Below are 22,910 nucleotides of genomic sequence, written 5' to 3'. Positions count from 1 at the left end.
TCTTTGTGCGGAAGACACCACCTCACTGCTTTGCATGGATAATCATACAAATCGAATGCGCATTTCGAATCTTGTATACATCTTGGATATAAATGAAATCCTAGCTTCATCTTAAGAGCGGATAATAAAAATGTCAATAAAATGTTGTGCATTTTTCTTAAGTTTGTGCATTATTTTACCGCGGTAAAGCTGTATTTGTACATTATATACAAGTCTATACGAGTTTTTCTGCAAATTATTTGGATATATTTGGAGAATTGGGGATATGCCGTATTCTCATGAGGAAAGGGCTGTGTTGTGCGATTTGTATATGTATATTAATTGATATTTATGTAAAATGACGATAGTTTTTTAAACGTGAATTCGAGAAGGAAAAGTTTGGAGACGGAAGAATTAACATAAAAAATACACAATCCGGACGGAAGCAAGCCGGCATTTATGGTACGATTCCCCTGCATGTTTTTTTTTTGAGAAGGAGGAAGAAACCAATGATGCACACAGTACATCGCCGCGTCATGAGCGTGATCCTGGCGCTGGCGATGCTTCTGAGCCTTTGTGTACCCGCACTGGCTGTGGAGCAGGGGGAGGACACCACGCTGCGATTCGGTGTGATGTCCGACGCCCATTATTTCCCCACACGGTATAACGGTACCCGGGCGGAGGATTATCAGAATCAGATCAGCGGCGACCTGCGCCTGATGGGCGAGGGCGAGGCGCTGACCACCGGCGCGGTGGACCAGATGCTGGAGGACGGCGACCTGCCGGAAGTCCTGCTGGTCACCGGCGACCTTTCCAGCGAAGGCGAGCTGGAAAGCCACAAGGGCTTTGCCGCACAGATGAACCGGCTGCAGCAAGCCGGCGTCACCGTGCTGGTGATCCCCGGCAACCATGACCTGTACAACAGCAGCGCCATGACCTTTGAAAACGACACGCAGGTCAAGGACAACGGCAGCGGTTCGCTGTGGACCACCGAAGCGGATTTCCGACAGATCTACGCTTCCATGGGCTATGACGAAGCCGCGACTGTGGCCGCGTCCAACGGCACGCTGTCGTCCATCGAATACTATGCGGAAGATCTGGGCGAGGACGGTATCGCCGACTGTCAGGGCGGCCTGTCCTATCTGGCGGTCACGACTAAGGGCTACGCCTTCCTGATGATCGACACCGAGATCTATACCGCGGACTTCAACGGTCAGGGCAAGGCGTGGGGCACCGGCAAGGGCATGATCTCGGACGATCTGCTGGCGTGGATCCAAGCGGAGCTGGACAAGTGCGCGCAGGCGGGCCTGACCGTGGTCGCCGGCATGCACCATCCGCTGCTGGCGCACAACACCACCAGCGAGACCGAGTTCATCACCGACCGCGCGCAGATCCAGAGCGGTGAAAACGGTTACACAACCGATGTCAACAATACGCTGGTCAAGACGCTGGCGGATGCCGGCCTGCGCTGGGTGTATACCGGCCATATGCATGAAAATGATATTGCCAGCTACACGACCGCGTCCGGCAATACCCTGTATGACATGGAGACCGGCAGTCTGGTCGCCTATCCCGCGCCGTACCGCATGGTGACCGCCACCCGGCACACCAGCGGAGATAAAGTGCAGGAGCAGCTGGAGGTTTCGTCCGTCAGCGTCAAGCAGGCGACCATGAATGCCTGTCTGGATGCACCGGGCGGCAATCTGACCAACACCGAAAAGGTGGATGTGGCGGACTATATGACCGATGCCATGTACGGCGATTCGTTCATCGTCAAGCTGATCCACCGCTATGCGGACCGCTATCTGGACCAGCTGGCCGATGTGCCGGCTGCGATGCAGAACATCGCAGGACTCGACCTGTATCAGACCCTGTTTGATGCGCTGCCCGGCCTGCTCAGCGGGGAGAAAAAGGTGGATCTGGGCGGCTCGGTCGGCGAGTTGACCATCAGCTATTCCTCGGACGGCACGGTGGACAACTGGGGCGACGGCGACGGCGTGCACCTCAATCCCACCAGCGGCGCGGCCGGGCTGCTGGGCAGCTTTACCGTGCGCAACAGCGACATCAAGACCGAGGTCCAGAGCGTCCTCGATCAGTTCGAAGAAAAGTACATTGTCGGCGGCGAGCTGGATGAGCGTCTCGACCAGCTGATCGTGGACGCGGTCAGCACCGTGCTGGTGGACGAGACCGACGGCCACACGCTGCAGGATTTGGTGCGCGCCATGTTCCAGCGGCACAACGCCGGCGAGGACGTGCTGCCGCTGGAGGACTGGGAGGAACAGGGCCTTGCGGTGCTGGCGGACGGCAAGCTGCTCGAGCAGCGGGTGATGGAGATCATCCAGGGCACGCCGGAGGACAGCTATCCGGAGGATGTTTCCATCTACGGCTTCATCAACGACGTCACCAACAGCCTGACCGTCAGCATGGACACGCTGTTCGGCCGCAATGCGATGTGGGGCACGGCGACCAAGGCCATTTTCGGCAGCAACCCCTCGGTGGCCAAGCTCCTGGATACGTTCGGCGTCAATATTGAAGAGATCCTGAACGGCCTGATCACCGAGTACCTGTCCGACAGCTTTTTCACCAGCGTCGGCGGCGTGGCGGACAACATGATCTCGGGCTTTGCCGTGGACGAGGACGATCTGGACGACGTGGTGGACGGCAAGCAGGCTGTTCTGACCTACACAGGCGAAGCCGTGCAAAGCCCCTCGGTGGAAAACGGCACGCTGCCGTATCAGATCACGGTTTCCATGGATACCGCGAATCCTGAAACCGGTCGAACCTTCTCGTGGTACACTGGTACCGATATCACCGAAGGCGAGGTGCAGCTGGTGGAGGCCGACGGCATCCTCAACGCCCAGCAGGCGGCGGAGGCCATGCAGTCCGGCAGCAATGTCACGACCGTGCAGGCAGACAGCGAGCAGGTGCAGAAGGCCAAGGTCAAGCTCAACCTGATCCTCGTGACGACCTATGATATCATTAACGCCGAGCGCCATACGGCGGCGGTGACGCTGGAGGAAGGCAAGGATTATTGGTATCGCGTCGGCACCGACGGCCAGTATGGTGCGCTTTGGAGCGAGCCGGTGCTGCTGCGGGGCGATGCGGATGCCGATGGCTTCAGCTTCATCAGCGTGGCCGACTCGCAGGGCTCGACCGAGAGCGATTACGCGCACTATAACAACGTGCTCGCGCAGGCGCAGCAGACCTTCCCGGACGCCGCGTTCGTCACGCATTTGGGCGATATGGTGGACGACGGCATCAACGAAAATTACTGGAGCTGGGTGCTGGACACCGACGAGATGCAGTCGATGCCGGTCCTGCCGGTCGCGGGCAACCATGAAGCCCGCTCGGAGAAAGGCGACCTGCCCAACGCGCTGCAGGCGCATTACAACCTGAATATCCCCGAACAGGACGATTCCACCGGCATTTATTACTCCTATGAGTACAAAAACGCCACCTTTATCGTGCTCAACACCAACGACGGCGACAACGCCATCGGCGAGGCGCAGCTGAAGTGGGCCGAGAGCGTAGCTGCGTCCGCCGACACCGATTGGCTGATCGTGCTGGCGCATAAGGCGCCCTATTCCAAGGGGCCGCACGGCGACGAGTCCGATGTGCTGGCGCTGCGCAGCACGCTGGATACCTTCTGTGCGGAGTACGGCGTGGATCTGGTGCTTTCCGGCCACGACCACACCTATCTGCGCACGCCTTTCTTAAGCCATGGCGAGGAAGTGGACAATTCCTCCAACACCACCACCATCGAGAAGGACGGCGTGACCTATCAGCAAACCACCAACCCGTCCGGCACGATGTTTGTCATCCCTTCCACCAGCGGCGTCAAGTATTACGAGTTTGACAGCAGCGTGGATTTCGGTTTTGCAAGCGAAAAGGAGGGCCAGCCGTACCAGTCCGTGTACAGCGGGATCGAGATCGAGGGCGACAGCCTGTATTACACCGCCTATACCGAGGACGGCGCGGTGTACGACAGCTTCTCGATCTGCAAGAGCGACCAGCCCGCCAAAACAGCAGCGCAGCAGGTGATCGATCAGATCAACGCCCTGCCCACGGCTATCACGCTGGACGACGCGGCCAAAGTGCAGGCCGCCCGGACCGCTTATGCTGCGCTGAGCGCCGAGGAGCAGGCGCAGGTGACCAACCTGTCCGTGCTGGAAAACGCCGAAGCGATGCTGAACCTGCTGCAAACCGGCAGCGCGGGCAAAAGCGTCACGGTCAGCAACGGTACCGAGCTGCGCAATGCCCTGAGCGATCCCACCGTCAGCAAGATCACCCTCAACGGCACCTGCACCTTCGGCGGTTACGAGGAAAACTTTTTGGGCCAGCAGATCAACACCAAGGACAACAACTGGGAATACACCATCAACCACTCGGTGACTATCGAAGGACAGGGCAACGTGTGGGAACGCTGCATCCTGACCATCACGGGCGGCGCCACGGTTGTGCTCAAGGATGTGGACTTCAAGAGTCAGGAGGGCGGCAAAAAGGCCGATATCACCCCCATTAACCTGATTTATATTGAGAACGGCACCCTCATTACCCAGGGTTCCACCTCCATCCGCCAGACCCTGACCAATGATGCTTCCTTTAAGGGGACGAGTTCGGGAAATACGACCAACTCCGGCCATGCCGTTGTCATCCCGCAGGGCTGCACCGGCGCGGTTTACCTCAACGGCACCGGCACGGTGCACGGCAGCCGCGAAGCGGTGTACGCCGGCAATGCCACCGATACCATCGTGGTGGCCGGCAGCACCGTGACCACCGATCAGGACAACATCCAGGCCATTTACAGCGCCGGCGACATCACCATCACCTCCGGCAACGTGCAGAGCGTACATAACGTGGGTGAGCTAACTATGACCGGCGGCGCAATCCATAACGCGCAGTCGCAGGCCTCGGCCATCAACGCCGAGGGCGACGTTTTCCTGAGCGGCGGCACGGTGCAGTCGGACGCCAACGTGTGCCTGTGGACTGAGTGGACCGGCGAAAGCGGCTGGGATGACAAGCCCGCCATCTATGTGGGCGGCACTGCCCAGCTCATCGGCCAGAACGGCGTGACCGTGTCCGCGCTGCAAGTGGCAACGGACAACAATCTGGATCTGGCGGTGGATACCGCTGGCCTGTACGTCGCGCAGGCGCATCAGGACGCCGCGGGCATTTACGCCATGGACGCCGCGCCCGCTACACTGCAGGCGCTCGCAGCCAATGAAAGCGGCAAGCTGGACACCAGCCTCCAGCTGAACACCGGCGACAACAGCGGCCGCGGTTACACCCTGACCGACAACCGCATGACGGCCCAGCTGACCCAAACCGGCGTGCAGCAGGTTTATGCCAAGCTGCGCGTGGTTTACGGCGGCAGGCTGACCGACGTAGCCGAGGCCGGCAACATCGTGGGCGGCGGCGCATGGTGCAACCTGTGGCTGCTGTCCCCGGTGCGGCAGGTGAACAATGTGCCCGTCGAGCAGGTGCAGATCAAGGCGGCGGCGCCTGTGGTCGCGGTGGACGGCACGCTGGCGCTGCAATCCAGCACGTTCCCCTATACGGCGCTGAACAACCGGCTGACCTGGAAGAGCAGCGATGACGCGATCGCGAGCGTCGATGCGGACGGCGTGGTCACCGCGCATCAGGCGGGCACCGTGCAGATCACGGCGACCGCGCCTTCCGGCAAGGCGGACACCATCGAAATCGCCTGCGTCGATCTGTCCATCCGCGGCGACGATACCTTTGCCGAGGACGATACCGAGAAAACCTATGAACTGGACACCGGCGTGGACACTTTGCCCGCAGGGGTCTCGGTCAGCTGGTCGGTGTCCGGCAGCGGCGCGTACCTGACCGGCAGCACGCTGCACCGCTCTTCTCAGGCCGGCGGCACCGTCGAACTGACTGCCGCGCTGCTGTACAACGGCAAGGCAACCGGCCTGACCGCGGGCAAGACCGTCACCTTTGACAAGGTGCGCGATGCGCTGACCGTTTCCGCGCAGACCGCGGACGGACAGCCGATTGCCGGCGGGGTCAAGACCAATCAGGATGTGACCATCACGGTCACCGGAGAGAGTGGCAAGGACATCTGCTATCGGCTGGGCGACGGCGAATGGCAGTCCTATACTGCGCCCATCACCGTGCAGGTCGAGCAGGGCGCGGCGCGCAGTGCGGTCTACACCTTCGCCTATGCCGACCAGCAGGAGCAGGCCGATCGGTACGCCTGCTTCGCCGTGGACATTTGCAAGGCGGCGCCGACTTTGGACGGCATCGAGGACGGCGGCGAACTGCCCGCCCGTGAGGATGCACCGTATCTGAACTCGATCGCGCTGCCCGACGGCATGACCGCCACGGTGGACGGCGTGCCCTACACCAGCGGCAGCGATATCCCCGGCGGCAGCCATACGATGGTGCTGCACGATGCATACGGCAATACCAGCGAGCTGACCGTCATCGTGCCGCAATACACCGTGCGCTGGGCAACGCCGACGGGCGGCAGCATTGCGGTCGCGCAGGCCGCGAGCCAGCTGGCGCTGACCAATGCCCAGACCTTCACCCGCGGCACGGCGCTGACCGTCACGGCAGCGCCCGACTACGGTTTCCGCCTGACCAAGCTGCAAGTGAACGGCAAGGACATTGCCTCGGGCAGCACGGTCGTCATCCGGGAAGATCTGACGGTGGAGGCGGCCTTTGACAGCATCACCGACCCGATCGTGGTCCGCGCGACCGCCGGCGGCAGCGCATATACGACCGGTACCAAGACCAATCAGGACGTGACGCTGACCGCCGCCTTGCAGGCCGGCCTGCAAGGCGAGATCGAGTACAGCACCGACGGCAGCCAGTGGAAGCCGTACACGGGCGACATCACCGTGCCCGCGACGGACAAGGTCAATCAGACCACCTATCGGTTCCGGATTCAGGGGCATGAGGACATGACTGCGTCCTTCACTGTGGACATCCTCCGGAAAACGCCGGTGCTGACCGGTGTTGCGGCGGACGGTACGCTGGACGGAAACAGCCTGACCGTGCCGGACGGCTGCACGGTATTCATCGACGGCGCCGAAACGCCCTATCTCTCGGGCGCTGCGCTGGAAAGCGGCACGCACACGGTTTATGTGCAGGATGCATACGGCAATGCCAATACCGTGCAGATCACGGTGGGCGCACAGCCGCAGCCCGAGACCAAGTACGCCGTGACGGTCAGCGGCAGTTATGCCGAAAATACGGGCGCGGGCGACTACACGCCGGGCGAGACGGTTCGCATTGCGGCCGGCACGCGCAGCGGCTACACGTTTGCGGGCTGGACGAGCGGTGACGGCGTGACCTTCGCGGATGCATCGGCCGCGGATACGACGTTTGTCATGCCGGACAAGGCGGTTGCCGTCACGGCGACCTGGCAGCAGGAGAGCGGCGGTAGCACCGGTGGCTCGGGCGGCGGCAGCACCGGCGGCTCGGGCGGCGGCAGCACCGGCGGCACAGCCGACGGGGAGACGGAAACCGTGACCAATCCGGACGGCTCGGTCACGACCACGGTCACCAACCCCGACGGCTCCTGCACGGAGACCACCGAAGCGCCGGACGGCAGCTCGTCGGTGGCGGAGATCGACAAGGACGGCCACATGGACGTGGAAGTGGTGCTGCCGGAAGAAGTGGTGCAGCATGCGCATGAGACCGGCGAGGCCGTACACCTGCCCATGCCGGAAGTGCCGGTCACCGCACAAACCGCGGACGCACCGGTCATCACGGTGAAATGGCCGGACGACCAAAGCACCAAGGTGGAGGTTCCGGTCGAGGACGTCACCGCCGGTATGGTGGCGGTCATCGTCAAGCCGGACGGCAGCGAGGAGGTCCTTTCGGACAGCCTGCCCACCGACCATGGCATTGCGGTGGAAATCTCGGCGGGCGACCGGATCAAGATCGTGGACAACAGCAAGCACTTTGCCGATGTGCCCGACTCCTTCTGGGGCGCGGATGCGGTGGACTTTGTCACCAGCCGTGCGCTGTTCAACGGAACCAGCGCAACCACGTTCTCGCCCGACACCGCCATGAGCCGCGCCATGTTCGTTACGGTGCTGGCCCGCGGGGAAGGCGTGGACACCACGGTCGGCGATACCTGGTATGCGGCAGGCCGTCAGTGGTCTATGGATAAGGGCATTTCGGACGGTTCCGACATGGAGAGCAGCCTGACCCGTGAGCAGCTGGCCACGATGCTGTGGCGCTATGCGGGCAGCCCGGCGGTCAGCGGCAGCCTGACGGATTTTGCCGATGCGGACAGCGTCAGCGATTACGCGCAGACGGCGATGCTCTGGGCGGTGCAGCAGGGCCTGATCACCGGCACGACCTCGACCACCCTCAGTCCGCAGGGCATGGCGACCCGCGCGCAGGTGGCCACCATTCTAATGCGGTTCTATGAACTGGATGCACAGTAAGATAAATATATAGAATTGCTAACGCCAAAAGAGGCGCTCCGATTGGGAGCGCCTCTTTTTTTGTTGGCTGCGTTTTGCACGGGTGCAATGATTGTTGTCTTGTATACCAGAAAGAGAGAAAAACAGGCAAAATAGGAATGATTTTTATCTGAATTGTGGCAGAATAATACGGTAAAATAATTTTAATCTTTGCTAAACGGAGGTTTTCCAAATGGATGGACATCAACTGACCGCAAGACTGGTTGCGGCTTATGAACAGCATTTGCGCGCGGAAGAGCGCAGCGCGGGGACGATCGAAAAATATCTGCGGGATGTGCGGGCGTTTCAGCTGTGGCTCGGCCGCGGGCGGGTGGACAACATCAAGCTGGTCGAGTGGAAGTCGTATTTGATGCTTCGCCGTTACGCGCCGGTGACCATCAATTCCATGCTGGCCGCGGTCAACAGCTTGTGCCGTTTCCTCGGCTGGAATGACTGTCATGTGAAATACCTCAAGGTGCAGCGGCGGCTGTTCCGGGAATCCGCGCGGGAGCTGACCAAGGCGGAATATGCGCGTTTGCTGGCGGCGGCGCAAGCGCTGCGTCAGCAGCGGCTGGCGCTGCTGATGGAGACCATCTGCTCGACCGGCATTCGGGTTTCCGAGGTCAAGTATATCACGGTCGAAGCAGCCCGGCGCGGCCGCGCGGAGATCGCGCTCAAGGGCAAAATCCGCACCATTCTGCTGCCCAAGAAGCTCGCCCGCAAGCTGCTGCAATATGCTGAGCAGCAAAAAACCGCCTCCGGCGAGATTTTTCTCACCGCAAGCGGCAAAAGTCTGTCCAGACGGCAGATCTGGGCGGAGATGAAGCATCTGTGCAGCTATGCGAGGGTCGAACCGACCAAGGTGTTTCCACACAACCTGCGGCACTTGTTTGCCACCGCGTTCTATCAGGTCTGCAAGGATATCGTGCATCTGGCGGATGTGCTGGGGCATTCTTCAATCGAGACCACGCGCATTTACCTTGTCACCTCGGGTAAGGAGCATGCCCGGCAGCTGGAAAAGCTGGGGCTGGTCTCATAGGACAAAATCAACATTTTGTGATGATTGTCTGCTGTCAATTGTTTTTTGTGTACATATTTTATCGCAATTATAGCACAGTTTTTGGAAGTTCGCAAGCGACTCCATTGGCGCAGGCATGGCAAAACAGGGATACAAGTTGCATTTTTTCTTGTAGCCCTGGCTTTTTGCGCCTTTTTTGCGCTAAAAACGTTCAAAATGCATAATTATTCCGTTTTTTACAATCTCTACCGGTAATTCGCACAAAAATGGCAATCACAAAATGTTGATTTCGTGATGGAGGGGAAGAAGACAGTACGGGAAGCGTTGACGGCCTATTGCGTGAGACTGGATTGAGAGGATTTGTTGGCACAGTGGGGCGTTTCGTGCAATGCATCTCTGACACCGGACAGCATCTCTTACGACAGCAAACAGAAGGTATGGTGGCGCTGCACCGAAGGCATGTGCGGCAGACTGTTATGATTTTCCCACACCGGCGAGCACAAAGGCGGCTGTCTGGTGTGCGCGGGACAGACCAGCCGCGTGCGTCAGGGACGTATCAAAAGATATTGATACAGTCCGGGCTGAAGAACCGCAAAAAATGACAAAATTCGACCTCCCGTATGGCATACGATACCAGGGAAAGGAAATTCCATCCAAATGGATGTTTATATATATACAGTCTTTGCATAAGGAGGAAGTAAAATGAAGAAACGATTATTGTCGGCATTTCTGATGATATGCATGCTCCTGACAATGACACCGACTGTTGCGTTTGCGGCGGATGGAGGTGATTCCTCGACGGGTACGAGAGTTGCTGGAAATGTGCAGTTAGACAAAACGGCAACTGACCTTGAGAATGACCAGACGGATGTGACACTGACCATTGGCGCAACACAAACCACAACAGCGGCTGACGTTGTGTTTGTGCTGGACAAGTCGACCAGCACAAACGTAAAAGACGAAGCATTGGCAATGCTGGATGAGCTGAAGAATTATACGACAGACAATAATCTGCAGGTGAATGTCGGTGTTGTCACTTTTAACAAGGTCGCCAATAATAAAGAATTTAACCTTGACCTGACCGAGTTAAATGCTGAGAGTCGCGACAAGATTGAAGAAATTTTTAACAAACCTCTTTCGGATGGCACCAATATTGAGGCTGGCATCCGTGCCGGTATGGCGATGCTTGAGCAGGATACGGATGTCCTGCCAGAAAACAAGCATCTGGTGCTGGTAACGGATGGCGTGACTTACCTTTGGGGCACGGAAGATACGCCAAAGACAATGTATGTCCAGTTTAAAGGAGCAGATAATGCAACCCAAATTTGGAGCAGCAACAGTACCGCTGCCAGTGTGGTTGATAAAAACTTCTTTAAGATCACACAATTGGATTATGTAAAGTCGTTTGAAAATCCGGCTCAATGGATGCGAGATAATGCGGCATTGGAAACCGTTATTAATACATATCAAACGAATCAGGACACCACTCCTGCAAAATATGTTTCTATCGAAAACAATACCGGATATATTTCTAATGACGCCGCGATTTATATGGCTGGAAAGGCATGGCAGGATGCTGCCGATGCGGGATATCGGCTGTATGCGTTTGCATCTGATAAATATGCAAAAGGCACGGACGCCAACTTAAACGAAGAAGGCTATTATCCGTGGGCATCTGCATTTATCGGTAACTTGGATACGATAGGCGGTTTTTCTTCCATCTTTGACGAAGATGACGAGAATGATTATTCCGGCATGTTTGATGGTGTGAAAAATACGGTTCTGTATGAAATTATGAGCGGCACCATCAATGATGTTATTGGCGATGATTTCGATCTGACAAATGCAGATAGTATCGCGGCAGACACCTTCAAGCTTACAGTAGGCGGCGAAGAACAGGCAGCCAGTGTTGATTCTGCAAATTCTAATGTGGTTAAGTTCGGTTCTCCCGATGGCTCCGGCACTTATCCGTATGTTTTGACGTATTATTCGAATGGAAAGGATGCAGATTCTCGCGAGCAGTTTGATCTTGCAATCAATGTACCGGTCGAAAGTACTAAACCGCTCAAACTGACCTATAATCTGACGCTGAAGAACAAAGAAACCACTTCCGGAACGTATTCTGTTCCGACCAATGAAGAAGCAACCCTGACATATACTCCTACCATTGGCAATGAGACCACCGAGGAATTTCCTGTTCCGAAAGTGAGCTACACGGTCAATGATGTTCCGGTTACACCTCCGTCTTGGGATATTTCCAAGTCCAAGACGGCGACCAATCTGGACGCCAATTATGAGTCCGATGTGACGCTGGCGTTGCCTGCGGCGGATTATGAGCGGACGATGGATGTCGTGTTTGTCATCGACGATAGCCACGCCGGTTCTGAGATCTTTGAAGAGTCGGTCGGCAACTTGCTTGATGAGCTGGCCGCAAAAGACACCATGGATATCAAGGTGGGTGTCGTGGCGTTTGACGCGGTTTCCCGTGATTGGCTGAGTGCAACCAGCGGTGGAAAATATAGCGGACTGGTTTCTCTGAAGAATGACGACGCCTTGGCAGCACTGAAGACGGCGGTATCCACGCAGCTCAGTTATAGCGGTACGGGATATACAATGAAGGTCGGCGGCACCAACACTGAATGGCCCGTTGACATGGCACAAGACATGCTTGCCGCGGGCTCCGGTGAGGAGAAATACCTCATTATGTTCAGCGATCTTTACGGTTATATTTACCGCGGGGATCTGACAATCGGTGATACAACGTATTCGAATGTGCCGGTGAGCAAGCGCATCGATACATGGGATCAGGGTTCCATGTCCATGGGAACTCAGTACACTACCTTTGCAGAGGCGTATGCAAACAGAACAGTGAGTGATACGACACCGGACGGCTTCTTCCGTGACTCTTCCTGGGACAGCTACTGGAGCATTTACGGAAATGCTTCGCCCGCGAATACGATTAAAACAGCCTATCAGGTAGGGTCCCACACGTTCTCCGGTTTTGAAAAGTCCCTGTGCCTGACCTATGATAATTTGGTAGAGGCTGCAAAGACAGCGCATGTTATCGTGGTTAACAACAGCTTCCCGATCGGCGAGGATGCACCCTATGCCCAATCGATGGTACAGGAAATGCTTGACAAGCTGGAAGAGGCAGGCGCGGTTAAGTCCTACCGGTATCGGACGAACAAAGCGGAAGAAGCGCTTACCGGCGGGGCGGCAGCAGGCGTGTTTGACGGAATCCGCGAGGATTTGGTGCAGCTGGTAGACGCAGGGTCTCAGGTTGTGGACGTCATCGGCAATGGTCAGGATGAAAACGGCGTAGCCTACAATTTTGATTTTGTCAATGATATTGCGAACTTGAAGCTCACCGTAAATGGAACCGCTTTGAACGTGGAGTCCATTACACCTCAGGATGGTGCGACTGCAAGCTATGGCTTTGGCAAGACCGAGGTAGACAATTATCAATTTGTCCTCAACTATTACCAGAACGGCACGGCGACACAGTCCGGCGAACATTTCGTATGGAAGATCAATGTTCCTGTCACCAAGGATGCACCGGTCCAGCTGACTTATACGGTCAAGCTGACCAATCCGCAGACGGATGCGGGCAGCTATGGACGGTATGACGCAGATGGTAGCGAGGGCTATACTGGCCTGTGTACGAACAACAGTGCGACCCTGTATCCTGTCGACTCCAATGGCAAGCAGGGTTTGCCGGAGAATTTCGCAAAACCGACCGTATCCTATACGGCTGGCGGCATTACCATCACCCCGGCGGACATCACGATTTACACCGGCGGCGACGGCTATGACAGCGTGGTAAACGGCAGCGGCAATGAGATCGGATCGACTACCAATGGTCTGCCGACACCGGGCTTCTATATCACCCTGCCGGCATCGCTCAATCAGCAGCTCCTCAAGCAAGTGAATTCTGCAGATATCACCGTAAATGATAACGGAGACAAGGTCATCGACCTGTCCAAGTATCTCTCGTTTACGTATGATGACGGCCAGGGCAACACACGTCTGTGGAAGCTGGAGCGGTATGACAAGCATGATGGACATGCCAGCATGGCGTACAATAAGTACATCTACCGTATTCTGCCCGCAGAAGTGAACGATCAGATAATCCCGATTCGTCTGCAGTTTACCGATGGCGATACCTTTATGACCAGTGATGACTTCACCGTGAATCTGAATGATCTGTATCATGAATATGAGATGACCATTTACGGCGGTGCTTTGCAGCAGCATCTGGTCAAGGCCGTGATTACGATTGATAAGAATGACAGCGTATATGATGCAGCGGTGACACCTGGCAAGCTGACCGTGCGCGGTATCACGGACGACCATACGGCAACGACCGAGGTTGTGACGACGACGCCCGAAACCGAGGTATCCAATGTCACGGCACAGGTTAACGATGGTACGCACTTCTTTATCAACGGCAGCGAACTGGAAGTTGAAGAAGGCAATCAGGTCAAGCTGCTGGTAGACAGCCTGGTGCCCGGCTCGGAGAATACGCTGGTCAACAGTGCGGTGGAAGAGTTTAACTCGATCACGGATAACTACGACTACGAGACGCGGTATCTGGATCTGGTGGACACCACCAACGGCAATGTTTATGTCACGGCAAGCGATACTGTAGCCATTTATTGGCCGTACCCGGAAGGCACGGACAAGAATACGAAGTTCCAGATCGTGCACTATGAAGGTTTGGATCGAAACGACAACACCGACCTCGGAGAGGGCGATTACACCATGGTCCTGTATTCCGAGGAAAACGGTAATCTGGAAAACACGGATCAGGGTATCAAGATTAGCGTAGATTCCTTCTCGCCGTTTGCCCTGTTCTGGGAGAAGGAAAGCTCGGGTGGCTCTTCGAGCAGACCCACGCCGGACGACCTGAACACGGAAGACCACTTTGCGTACATCATCGGCTATCCGAAGGATTACCAGACCGGCGAGCCGACCGATGACGAGTCCCGCTGGCCGATCGAGCCGCAGGGCGATATCACCCGCGCGGAAGTGGCGACCATCTTCTTCCGTATGCTGACCGACGAGGCGCGCAGCACCAACTGGAGCCAGACCAACAACTTTACGGATGTGGCGTCCACCGACTGGTACAACAATGCGATCTCGACGCTGGCCAATATGGGCATCCTGTCGGGTGATCCGGACGGCTCGTTCCGCCCGAACGACAGCATCACGCGTGCCGAGTTCACCAAGATTGCCGTCAGCTTCTTCGACGAGGCGGGCAACTATGTGGACGGCACCTACGCGGACGTCCCGGCGAACGCTTGGTATGCGGACTTCATCGACGCGGCCGTGGATCTCGGCCTGATCGAAGGTTATCCGGACGGCACCATCCATCCGGAAGCGAGCATCACGCGTGCTGAGGCGTGCACGATCGTCAACCGCACGCTGGGCCGTGTACCGGATAAGGATCATCTGCTGCCGACGAGCAAAATGCGCGTATGGCCGGATAACCGCGATACCGGCGCATGGTACTATGCACAGATGCAGGAAGCGACCAACAGCCACGATTACGAGTGGACCGGTGCAGAGAACAACCAGATTGAGAACTGGACCGAGAAGCTGGAAGACCGTGACTGGGCGGCACTGGAAAAAGAATGGTCCGATGCAAACTCCGCCCCCGGCGGCGAAGTGATGGACTGAGCGGATCGCGCGCATTTTTGCGCAGGATTCGCGTAACATCAAGCGAACCCCCGACGTAATGTCGGGGGTTTTGTTTTGCCCGTTCGCAGGCGGCTTGGCCGGACGGGTCCGAACTTGTCACATCACCGGGCTTGTTGTATAATAAAGCCGGAGAAAACATGGTATTCCGATCGTGAAAGGACCACAGCGTATGGAAAATCTGGAAACACGGCTGCGGGGCTATGCGCCTCTTTGGGGGCACTGGGTCCCGGAAACACGGATTTATCGGAGCGGCAGCTGCAGCGTTTACACCCTGTCCGATGCAAAGGCGGAACAGGGATTTTCCTGCGTGGTCAAGGTGATTACGGTGCTGGGGCAGGGCGAAGCGCTCGAGCGCAGCCTGACGGAAGCCCGGCAGGAGATCGCCGCGCTCGAGCAGCTGCGCGGCTGCGGCCATGTGGTGACGCTGTACGACGACGCTTGTTTCCCGCTCTATGAAAATGACACGCTGGTCGGCTGGGATGTGCTGCTGCGCATGGAACGGCTGGATTGCGTGGCCGAACTGCTGCGGGAGGGCGAGGTCCTGCCCCTTGCCGAGGTGTATACGCTGGCGCGGGATATTGCCGCCGCCCTTGCCGCGGCGCATCATGCGGGCCTGATCCACCGCGATGTCAAACCGGCCAACCTGTATCGCACCGCCGACGGCCATTTTCAGCTGGGCGATTTCAGCATCGCGCGCCGCTGCCGTGCCGGTGTGCTGGAGACCATGACCGGCACCGCCGCCTATATGGCGCCCGAAGTCGCCCGCGGCGAGGTTTATGACGGGCGCGCTGATCTGTATTCGCTGGGCATTGTGCTGTATCAGCTGCTCAATCGCGGGCAGCTGCCCCTGATGGAGGAAAATACGCCCTTTTCCGAGCGCGAAGCGGCCGTGCGCCGCCGCTGGCAGGGCACCCGGCTGCCGCCTCCGCCGGAGGGCGACCGGCGGCTCAAACGCATCGTTCTGCGCTGCTGTCAGGCGCTGCCGCAAAACCGGTTTGCCTCGGCCGATGCGCTGCTGCAGGCGCTCGGATCGCAAAAGCGCGCTTGGCGCACGGCAGCGGTTGCGGGCTGGGCGTGCGCCGCGTTTGCCGTGGCGATGCTGTGCCTGCCCGGCCCGGTGCAGACGCTGCGCGCGTCCCTGTTCCCGCCGTCGGCCACCAAGCTGGCGGAGGTCGAGCCCGAGGATGGCCGCCGCTACGCGGTGGTCAAGGGCAACATGAACTGGGAAGAGGCGCAGGTCTATTGTCAGGCTCGGGGCGGCCATCTGGCGACGATCACCAGCCAGCAGCAGATGGACACGATCACTGCGCTGCTGGAGGAAAACCAGATCGGGACGGTTTGGCTGGGCGCGAACAATTACAGCAGCAGCGGCGGTTTCCGGTGGGTCACCGGCGAACCGTTCGAGTTTGCGGCGTGGGCGGTCGGCGAGCCCAACAACGACGGCGGCGACGAGCATTATCTGATGATGTACCGCGTCGAGGATCAGGGCTGGGTCTGGAACGACTCCCGGATCGACGGCATGAGCAGCTTCGTCAAGGACGACAGCGGCTTTGTCTGCCAGTGGGATGAGACCGATGGATAGGGCCATGCAAGTGTCCCGGTGCGAAACGGTTGCCGATGTGCTGGCCCTGCTGGAAGACCGGGATGGATGGGCCGAGCCTTGGCAGACCTTTTTTGCCGGCCTGCTGGATGCGTCCGGGCTGAGTTACAGCCGGTTTGCCTCTCGCTGCGGGCTGAGCAAAAACACGGTCAAGCGCTGGCGGATGCAGGGCGGCGCGCCAAAAAGCCGGGATACCTATGTCAAGATCGGCTTCGGTGCGGCCATGCCGCCGCAGGCGGTCAGCGATATGCTGTCCCGCTATGGCGGCTATTGCGGGCTCAATCCCAGAGACTCGTTTGACGCCTGCTGTATTTTCTGCCTGCAGCGGCGGGCGCGGGGCGATACCCGCTATGACTATGCCGCAGCGGAGGCCATGTATCACCGGCTGCTGACCGGGCAGCCGTCCAACGGCCCGTCCAGCATCACCACCACCAAGCTGATGGCGCACTTGTCGGCGGTGGACACGGAGGCGGAATTCGCGGCCTTTTTGCAGGAGTTCGGGACCGAGCTAACCGGGCGCAAGCAAAAGCTGGAGCGGTATCTGGCCGACTATCTGACCGTGCATCAACTGGAAGCCGCGCGCGACGGCGGCGGCAGCCTGCACAGTCTGGGGCTGCCGGCGTGGGTGGAAAAGCAGCTTTCCCAGCTGCGGCGCCATGGCATCGTGCCGCGGCGGCGCAGCCTGACGGCGCTGGGGCTGCACCTGAACATGACGCTGGAAGAGCTGGACGTCATGCTGCATTATGCGGGCATGGACCCGCTGCGGGCGCGTGACCGGCTGGAATGTGTGCTCATTTACGCCTTGCAGCAGCTGGCGCTGACCCATCCGGAGTTGGCGCTCGGCAACGCGACCGCGCTGCTGGCCGTCACCCGCGACGCGGCCACCCGCCGCCGCTGCACCGAGTTGGCGCAGGAATACTGGCAGGCCGGGTACCAGAGTGAGGCGGAGGACGTGGAAAGCGTGGCCGGGTATGTGCGCTGCGTGCTGGAAGAACTGGATCTGGAGGAAGCGGATGAGCTGCTCGGCCTGCTCTGACTGGGTCGCAGAGGAATCAAAATAGCAAAACCCCTGCAAAAGGCATTGCCTTTTGCAGGGGTTTTTGGCTGCGGCGGGGTCAATTGACGGAAAAAGACAAAAAACGGCATGCTATACTCCCATTGCAAAGCAGGAACGGCGCAAAGCGTTCCGCAAAACCCAGTTATCGGTCTGCTGTCCGGCAGGCCGCAGGACACAGACCGCGGGAAATGGGGGAGACCGATGTCCGTCAACAAATTTTTCATCGAAAAGCTGCTGTATCCGGCGATGGAGTGGAAAAAAGGCAACCGGATCCGGGTTTATTTGCAGGAAATGGAGCAGACACAGTATGCCGCGCCCGAAGTGCTGCGCGCGCTGCGGGCGGCGCGGCTCAAAACGCTGCTGCATGCCTGTGCCGCAGGCGTGCCCGCATACCAGAGCCTTGGCATTTCGGATGCGGCGATCGAGCGCGACCCTTGGGCGGTGCTGCGCACGATTCCGATTCTGAAAAAATCCGCGTTTCAGGCGCAGCCGCAGCGGTATCTCAACACCCGGTACGATCGGTCGAGGCTGATCGCCAACGTGACCGGCGGCTCCACCGGCGAGCCGGTCCGGTTTTTCATGGACCGCTATACCGTGGAGCATTATGAAGCCGCCCGGTGGCGCGGGCTGTCGTGGTGGGATATCACCCCGGGCAGCCGCAGCGTGATGATCTGGGGCAACCCGATCGAGCTGAGCCAGGACAAACAGCGCGCCGCGCGGTGGAAGGACCGGTTTTTGAAAAACCGGATGATTCTGTCCGCTTACGACCTGACCGAACAGGACGTGGCGCGGTATATCCGATTCCTCAACCGCTATCAGCCGGAATACCTCTATGGCTACGCCAGCGCGCTTTCCACCTTTGCCGATTTGCTGGCGCCGTTTGCGGACGCGCTGCGGCTGCGGCATCTCAAAGCCGTGGTTTCCACCTCGGAGACACTGTATGACCATCAGCGGCAGCGCTTGCAGGACGTGTTCGGCAGCCCGGTGCTCAACGAATACGGCGCGCGGGACGCGGGCATTCTGGGGTACGAGTGCCCGTGCGGGCATCTGCACCTGAGCGCGGAAAACTGCATTTTGGAGGTGGTGGACCCGGTCACGTTTGAGCCGGTTCCGCCGGGACAGAGCGGGCTGGTGGTCACCACCGACCTGAACAATCTGGCGATGCCGCGCCTGCGCTATCTGCTGGGTGACACCGCGACGCTGTCGCCGGAAACCGGTTGCCCGTGCGGGGTGACGCTGCCGGTCATTCGCAGTCTGGACGGACGGGAGGACGCCATTTTCCAGCTGCCGGACGGCAAACTGGTGCACGGCAACTTTGTTAACCAGCTGTCCCGCAAGTATGACAGCTTCCGGCAGTTTCAGCTGGTGCAGACCAGTATCGACCGCGCGGAGCTGCGGCTGGTGCTGTGCGAGCAAAGCCGGCCGGAGGAGATCGACGCGTTCCGTCAGGACGTCGCCGGGTTTTTGCCGGGCGTGGAAGTGCGCGCCGTCGTGGTGCCCCGGATCGAGCCCGGCAAATCGGGCAAATTCCGGTATTCCATCCGGCAGTTCGATCTGCACGCCTGATGCAGCGCGCCCGCGCCGGACTTACTGCGCGGCCGTGTCCAGATCGCCCGCGAGCCGGCCGGTGACATAGGGCGCGCAGCGCGTGCGGTGGGCGACGTGCAGCGGGTGCTCGCGGAAGGCTTCAAGCGCGGCGACGCTGTCAAATTCCGCGTAAAACACCAGATCATAGTCGCCGCCGGCCAGATTCGGCCCGATCTCCGCGCAGCGCAGGCCGTCGATCGCCTCGAGCGTGCGCACGGACGCGCGCAGCGCCTGCAATGCCTGCGCCTGCGCGTCTCCTGTGCGGAATTTCTCTTTGAGCTGCCAGAACAAAATATGCCGGACCATGCGTATTCCACCTTTCAAATTTATCGTAATAAGAATTTATGGTAAAAATAAACTAAAGTTTTTCTTATCATACTCCGAAATTCAGGAAAAATAAAGACTTGTCAAGAAAAAAGATTGGTGGTAAACTGAGTGCAACAAACCAAAGAAGCGGAAGTAAAACCGGAAAGCGGGTTCGCAGAGAGTCGGGGGCGGTGAGATCCCGGCAGCAGCGCATCGGACAAATGGACCGCAGAGGGTGCGCGGGAACGGCCGCAAGGCTCAGTATAGCGCAACGGACTCCCCGTTACCGGAGAGGGATGTGTTGGCATCCCGCAGAGTGCGCACACTTTTTGTGCGAATCAAGGTGGCACCGCAGGCAAACAGATTTTTTCACGCCTGTCCTTGGAAGGGATTCTAAGGACGGGCGTTTTTTTGTCCGTCCGCAAGCGAAAAAAGGAGGACATTACCATGAAAACCAAACGAATTGCAGCCCTGCTGATGAGCATTAGCCTGATGGCCCTGACCGCCTGCGGCGGCGAGAGCACGACGACGGACGAGAGCACGAACCAGACGGCAAACACGGATGCCGCCAAGGTCGCCATTGTGCAGCTGGTGGATAACGACGCGTTCACCGAGATGATCGACAGCTTTGAGAACAAACTGACCGAGCTGACCGGCGGCACGGCCACATATGATATCAAAAACGCGCAGGGCGACATGTCCACGCTCAACTCGATCGCATCCGAACTCAAAACCGCGGATTACGACCTGATCGTGCCGATCGTCACACCGGCGACGCAGGCGGTCGTCAACGCGGGCGTGGAAGCGCCGGTCGTATTCATTTCGGTGACCGATCCGGTGTCGGCGGGCGTGATGAGCGACATGGAAGCGCCGGATAAAAACGCGACCGGCACGTCCAACATCGTCCCGGTCGATGAAATCTTCACGTTGGCTGACAAGCTGACGCCCGATATGCAGTCGGTCGGCATCCTGTACTGCTCGGGCGAGCAGAACGCCGTACTGACCGCGGCAAAGGCCAAGGCCTATCTGGAATCGGTCAATATGGCGTATGAAGAAGTGACGGTCGCCTCGTCGAACGAAGTGCAGCAGGCGGCGCAGTCGCTGGCCGGCCACGTTGACGCGATCTATATCCCGATTGACTCGACCGTGCAGAGCGCGATGCCGCAGGTGGTGGAAGCCGCGACGGCGGCGGGCATCCCGGTTTACGGCTCGGACCCCGTGATGGTGCAGTCGGGCGCGCTGGCTTGCGTGTCGGTTTCCAACACCCAGCTGGGCGAGCGCTCGGCGGAGATGGCGTATGAGATTTTGCAGGGCAAGGCCGTGTCCGAGGTGCCGGCCGAGGCGCTGGACACCTTCCAGTATGTTTGCAGCCAGGCGGCGGCGGACGCCCTGCACATCACGCTGCCGACGGATGATTCGGTCACTGTGATCGGCTGACAAGCGGCAAGCTGATATAAGGAGGGGACAATCATGGACTTTTTGCTGGATTCCGTATTGCTCGGCATGGAATATGCGCTGCTGGCGCTGGGGGTGTACATTTCGTTCCGCATCCTCAACCTGCCCGACCTGACGGTGGACGGTTCGTTTGCGTTCGGCATGGCGGTTTCGACCATGCTGTGCGCGGCGGGACACCCGTTTGCCGCGCTGCTGTGCGGCGCGCTGGCCGGTGCGCTGGCGGGGATGGTGACGGCGTTTTTGCAGACCGCGTGCCGCATCCATCCGATTCTCGCGGGCATTCTGACCATGAGCGGCCTGTACACGGTCAACATCACCGTGCTGGGCGGGCCGAACGTGTCCCTCCTGAGCGCGAAAAAGTTTTTTGAACCGCTGGGCGGCGAGGCTTGTGCGGTCACGCTGGTAACCCTGGTTGTCCTGCTGCTCGTGGGCGGCTTTTTCCAGACGGTCGGCGGGCTGTGCATCCGCGCCGCGGGTTCTAACGAGGACATGGTGCGCGCCTCTTCGATCAACACCGTGGCGGTGCGGTTCGCGGCGCTGGCGCTGTCCAACGCGCTGGTCGCGCTGTCGGGCGCGATCCTCGCCCAGTGTCAGGGCTTTGGCGACGTGAGTGCGGGCAGCGGCATGATCGTCATCGGTCTGGCGTCGGTCATCATCGGCGAAGTGCTGTGCGGGCGGCGCGGCGTGCGGATCGGACTGGTCAGCGCCGTGCTCGGCTCGGTTGTGTACCGCATCATTCTGGCGCTGGCGCTGCGGTATAATCTGATGAGTGCCAATGCGCTGCGGCTGCTGTCGGCGGTGATCGTCGCGGCCACGCTGGCGCTGCCCGCGATGAGCGCGGCGCTGCGCGAGCGGCAGGAGAGAAAGGAGAATCGGGCATGCTGACACTAAAGGGCTTGGATAAAACCTTCCAGCCGGGTACGGCCAGCGCGCATCACGCGCTGTGCGGGCTGGATCTCACCTTAAAGGACGGCGAGTTCGTCACGGTCATCGGCTCGAACGGCGCGGGCAAGTCCACGCTGTTCGGCGCGATCGCGGGCAGCTTTTTCGTCGATCGCGGGCACATTTTGCTGGACGGGGAGGACCTGACCTATCAGCCCGAGTACAAGCGGGCGCGCAAGGTTGCGCGCATCTTTCAGGACCCGATGCGCGGCACCGCGCCCGATCTGACGATAGAGGAAAACGTGGCGCTGGCCTATGCCCGCGCGGGCGGACGGCTGCTCGCCCCCGCGCTGCCGCGCAAAAAGCGCGCGTTTTTCCGCGAGCAACTCGCGCGGCTGGATATGGGGCTGGAGGACCGCATGAAAACCCGCATCGGCCTGCTATCCGGCGGCCAGCGGCAGGCGGTGACGCTGCTGATGGCGACAATCAACGCCCCGCGCGTGCTGCTGCTCGACGAGCACACCGCGGCGCTCGACCCGGTGGTGGCCGAGCGGATTTTGCAGATCACGCAGGACATCGTCGCGGAAAACCACACGACCACCATGATGGTCACGCACAACATCGGCGCGGCGCTGTCGCTCGGCACGCGCACGATCATGCTCGAACAGGGCAAAATCGTGCTTGACCTGTCCGGCCGTACGCGCGACGCGCTGGATGTGCCCGGTCTGCTTTCGCTCTACCGGAAAACGGTCGGTGCGGAGCTGGATACCGACCGCATGCTGCTGACGCACGAGCGCGCGGGGTGACAAGCGGACAGACCGCGCAAAACAAAATACCACAGAACAAAACGCCCGGCCTTTGCAGTGCAAAGGCCGGGCGTTTGTA

Annotated in this window: 11 protein-coding genes; 10 read left to right on the top strand and 1 reads right to left on the bottom strand. The window is 59.1% G+C overall.

Annotated elements, in window-relative coordinates:
• The first annotated feature begins 488 nt into the window (after positions 1 to 488).
• The 7 genes from EJL02_RS03325 to EJL02_RS03295 all read left to right on the top strand — a co-directional run bounded on the left by EJL02_RS03325 (position 489) and on the right by EJL02_RS03295 (position 19,361).
• Positions 489 to 8,402, top strand: a complete 7,914-nt coding sequence (locus EJL02_RS03325) for a metallophosphoesterase (protein ID WP_125114975.1) — start codon at positions 489 to 491, stop codon at positions 8,400 to 8,402.
• 211 nt (positions 8,403 to 8,613) lie between these two features.
• Entirely contained in the window at positions 8,614 to 9,459 is an 846-nt protein-coding gene (locus tag EJL02_RS03320) for a tyrosine-type recombinase/integrase (RefSeq protein ID WP_125114974.1), read from the top strand.
• Between the two features lie 339 nt (positions 9,460 to 9,798).
• Positions 9,799 to 9,918 carry a zinc-ribbon domain-containing protein gene (locus EJL02_RS14645; protein WP_125114973.1) on the top strand — a complete coding sequence of 40 codons (120 nt, stop codon included), beginning with the start codon at positions 9,799 to 9,801 and terminating at the stop codon, positions 9,916 to 9,918.
• 222 nt (positions 9,919 to 10,140) lie between these two features.
• Entirely contained in the window at positions 10,141 to 15,117 is a 4,977-nt protein-coding gene (locus EJL02_RS03310) for an S-layer homology domain-containing protein (RefSeq protein WP_125114972.1), read from the top strand.
• Between the two features lie 190 nt (positions 15,118 to 15,307).
• Positions 15,308 to 16,720, top strand: coding sequence for a protein kinase domain-containing protein (locus tag EJL02_RS03305; protein WP_125114971.1), 1,413 nt, complete (start codon positions 15,308 to 15,310; stop codon positions 16,718 to 16,720).
• Entirely contained in the window at positions 16,713 to 17,774 is a 1,062-nt protein-coding gene (locus tag EJL02_RS03300) for a hypothetical protein (protein ID WP_125114970.1), read from the top strand. The genes EJL02_RS03305 and EJL02_RS03300 overlap by 8 nt, the downstream gene beginning before the upstream one ends.
• Before the next feature lie 222 nt (positions 17,775 to 17,996).
• Positions 17,997 to 19,361 (top strand): phenylacetate--CoA ligase family protein, encoded by a 1,365-nt coding sequence (locus tag EJL02_RS03295; protein ID WP_164510255.1) that lies wholly within the window; start codon positions 17,997 to 17,999, stop codon positions 19,359 to 19,361.
• A gap of 21 nt (positions 19,362 to 19,382) precedes the next feature.
• Here the strand turns inward: EJL02_RS03295 and EJL02_RS03290 are convergent, their stop codons facing one another.
• Positions 19,383 to 19,688 (bottom strand): Dabb family protein, encoded by a 306-nt coding sequence (locus tag EJL02_RS03290; protein ID WP_125114968.1) that lies wholly within the window; start codon positions 19,686 to 19,688, stop codon positions 19,383 to 19,385.
• 447 nt (positions 19,689 to 20,135) lie between these two features.
• Here EJL02_RS03290 and EJL02_RS03285 point away from each other — a divergent pair, with 447 nt between their 5' ends.
• Genes EJL02_RS03285 through EJL02_RS03275 form a run of 3 tightly spaced genes read left to right on the top strand, consistent with a single transcriptional unit; the run spans position 20,136 to position 22,831 of the window.
• Positions 20,136 to 21,125 carry an ABC transporter substrate-binding protein gene (locus EJL02_RS03285; RefSeq protein ID WP_125114967.1) on the top strand — a complete coding sequence of 330 codons (990 nt, stop codon included), beginning with the start codon at positions 20,136 to 20,138 and terminating at the stop codon, positions 21,123 to 21,125.
• A 33-nt stretch (positions 21,126 to 21,158) separates the two neighbouring features.
• On the top strand, positions 21,159 to 22,028 hold the full coding sequence (locus EJL02_RS03280; protein WP_125114966.1) for an ABC transporter permease: 870 nt from the start codon (positions 21,159 to 21,161) through the stop codon (positions 22,026 to 22,028).
• The gene (locus EJL02_RS03275) at positions 22,022 to 22,831 is read left to right on the top strand and encodes an ABC transporter ATP-binding protein (protein WP_125114965.1); all 810 of its coding nucleotides are present in this window, start codon (positions 22,022 to 22,024) and stop codon (positions 22,829 to 22,831) included. Before EJL02_RS03280 ends, EJL02_RS03275 begins: the two co-directional genes overlap by 7 nt.
• Positions 22,832 to 22,910: the final 79 nt, after the last annotated feature.

This window comes from Agathobaculum sp. Marseille-P7918 (genome assembly GCF_900625105.1).
In the GTDB taxonomy this organism is placed as follows: Bacteria; Bacillota; Clostridia; order Oscillospirales; family Butyricicoccaceae; genus Agathobaculum.
Note: the sequence above shows the minus strand (reverse complement) of the source record. Positions and strands in the feature narration are given on the sequence as shown.

Excerpts from the sequence above, each read along its gene's own strand:
- EJL02_RS03290 (WP_125114968.1), bottom strand. The coding sequence starts at position 19,688 with ATGGTCCGGCATATTTTGTTCTGGCAGCTCAAAGAGAAATTCCGCACA.
- EJL02_RS03295 (WP_164510255.1), top strand. The coding sequence starts at position 17,997 with ATGTCCGTCAACAAATTTTTCATCGAAAAGCTGCTGTATCCGGCGATG.
- EJL02_RS03310 (WP_125114972.1), top strand. The coding sequence starts at position 10,141 with ATGAAGAAACGATTATTGTCGGCATTTCTGATGATATGCATGCTCCTG.
- EJL02_RS03285 (WP_125114967.1), top strand. The coding sequence starts at position 20,136 with ATGAAAACCAAACGAATTGCAGCCCTGCTGATGAGCATTAGCCTGATG.
- EJL02_RS03325 (WP_125114975.1), top strand. The coding sequence starts at position 489 with ATGATGCACACAGTACATCGCCGCGTCATGAGCGTGATCCTGGCGCTG.
- EJL02_RS03300 (WP_125114970.1), top strand. The coding sequence starts at position 16,713 with ATGGATAGGGCCATGCAAGTGTCCCGGTGCGAAACGGTTGCCGATGTG.
- EJL02_RS03305 (WP_125114971.1), top strand. The coding sequence starts at position 15,308 with ATGGAAAATCTGGAAACACGGCTGCGGGGCTATGCGCCTCTTTGGGGG.
- EJL02_RS03280 (WP_125114966.1), top strand. The coding sequence starts at position 21,159 with ATGGACTTTTTGCTGGATTCCGTATTGCTCGGCATGGAATATGCGCTG.
- EJL02_RS03275 (WP_125114965.1), top strand. The coding sequence starts at position 22,022 with ATGCTGACACTAAAGGGCTTGGATAAAACCTTCCAGCCGGGTACGGCC.
- EJL02_RS03320 (WP_125114974.1), top strand. The coding sequence starts at position 8,614 with ATGGATGGACATCAACTGACCGCAAGACTGGTTGCGGCTTATGAACAG.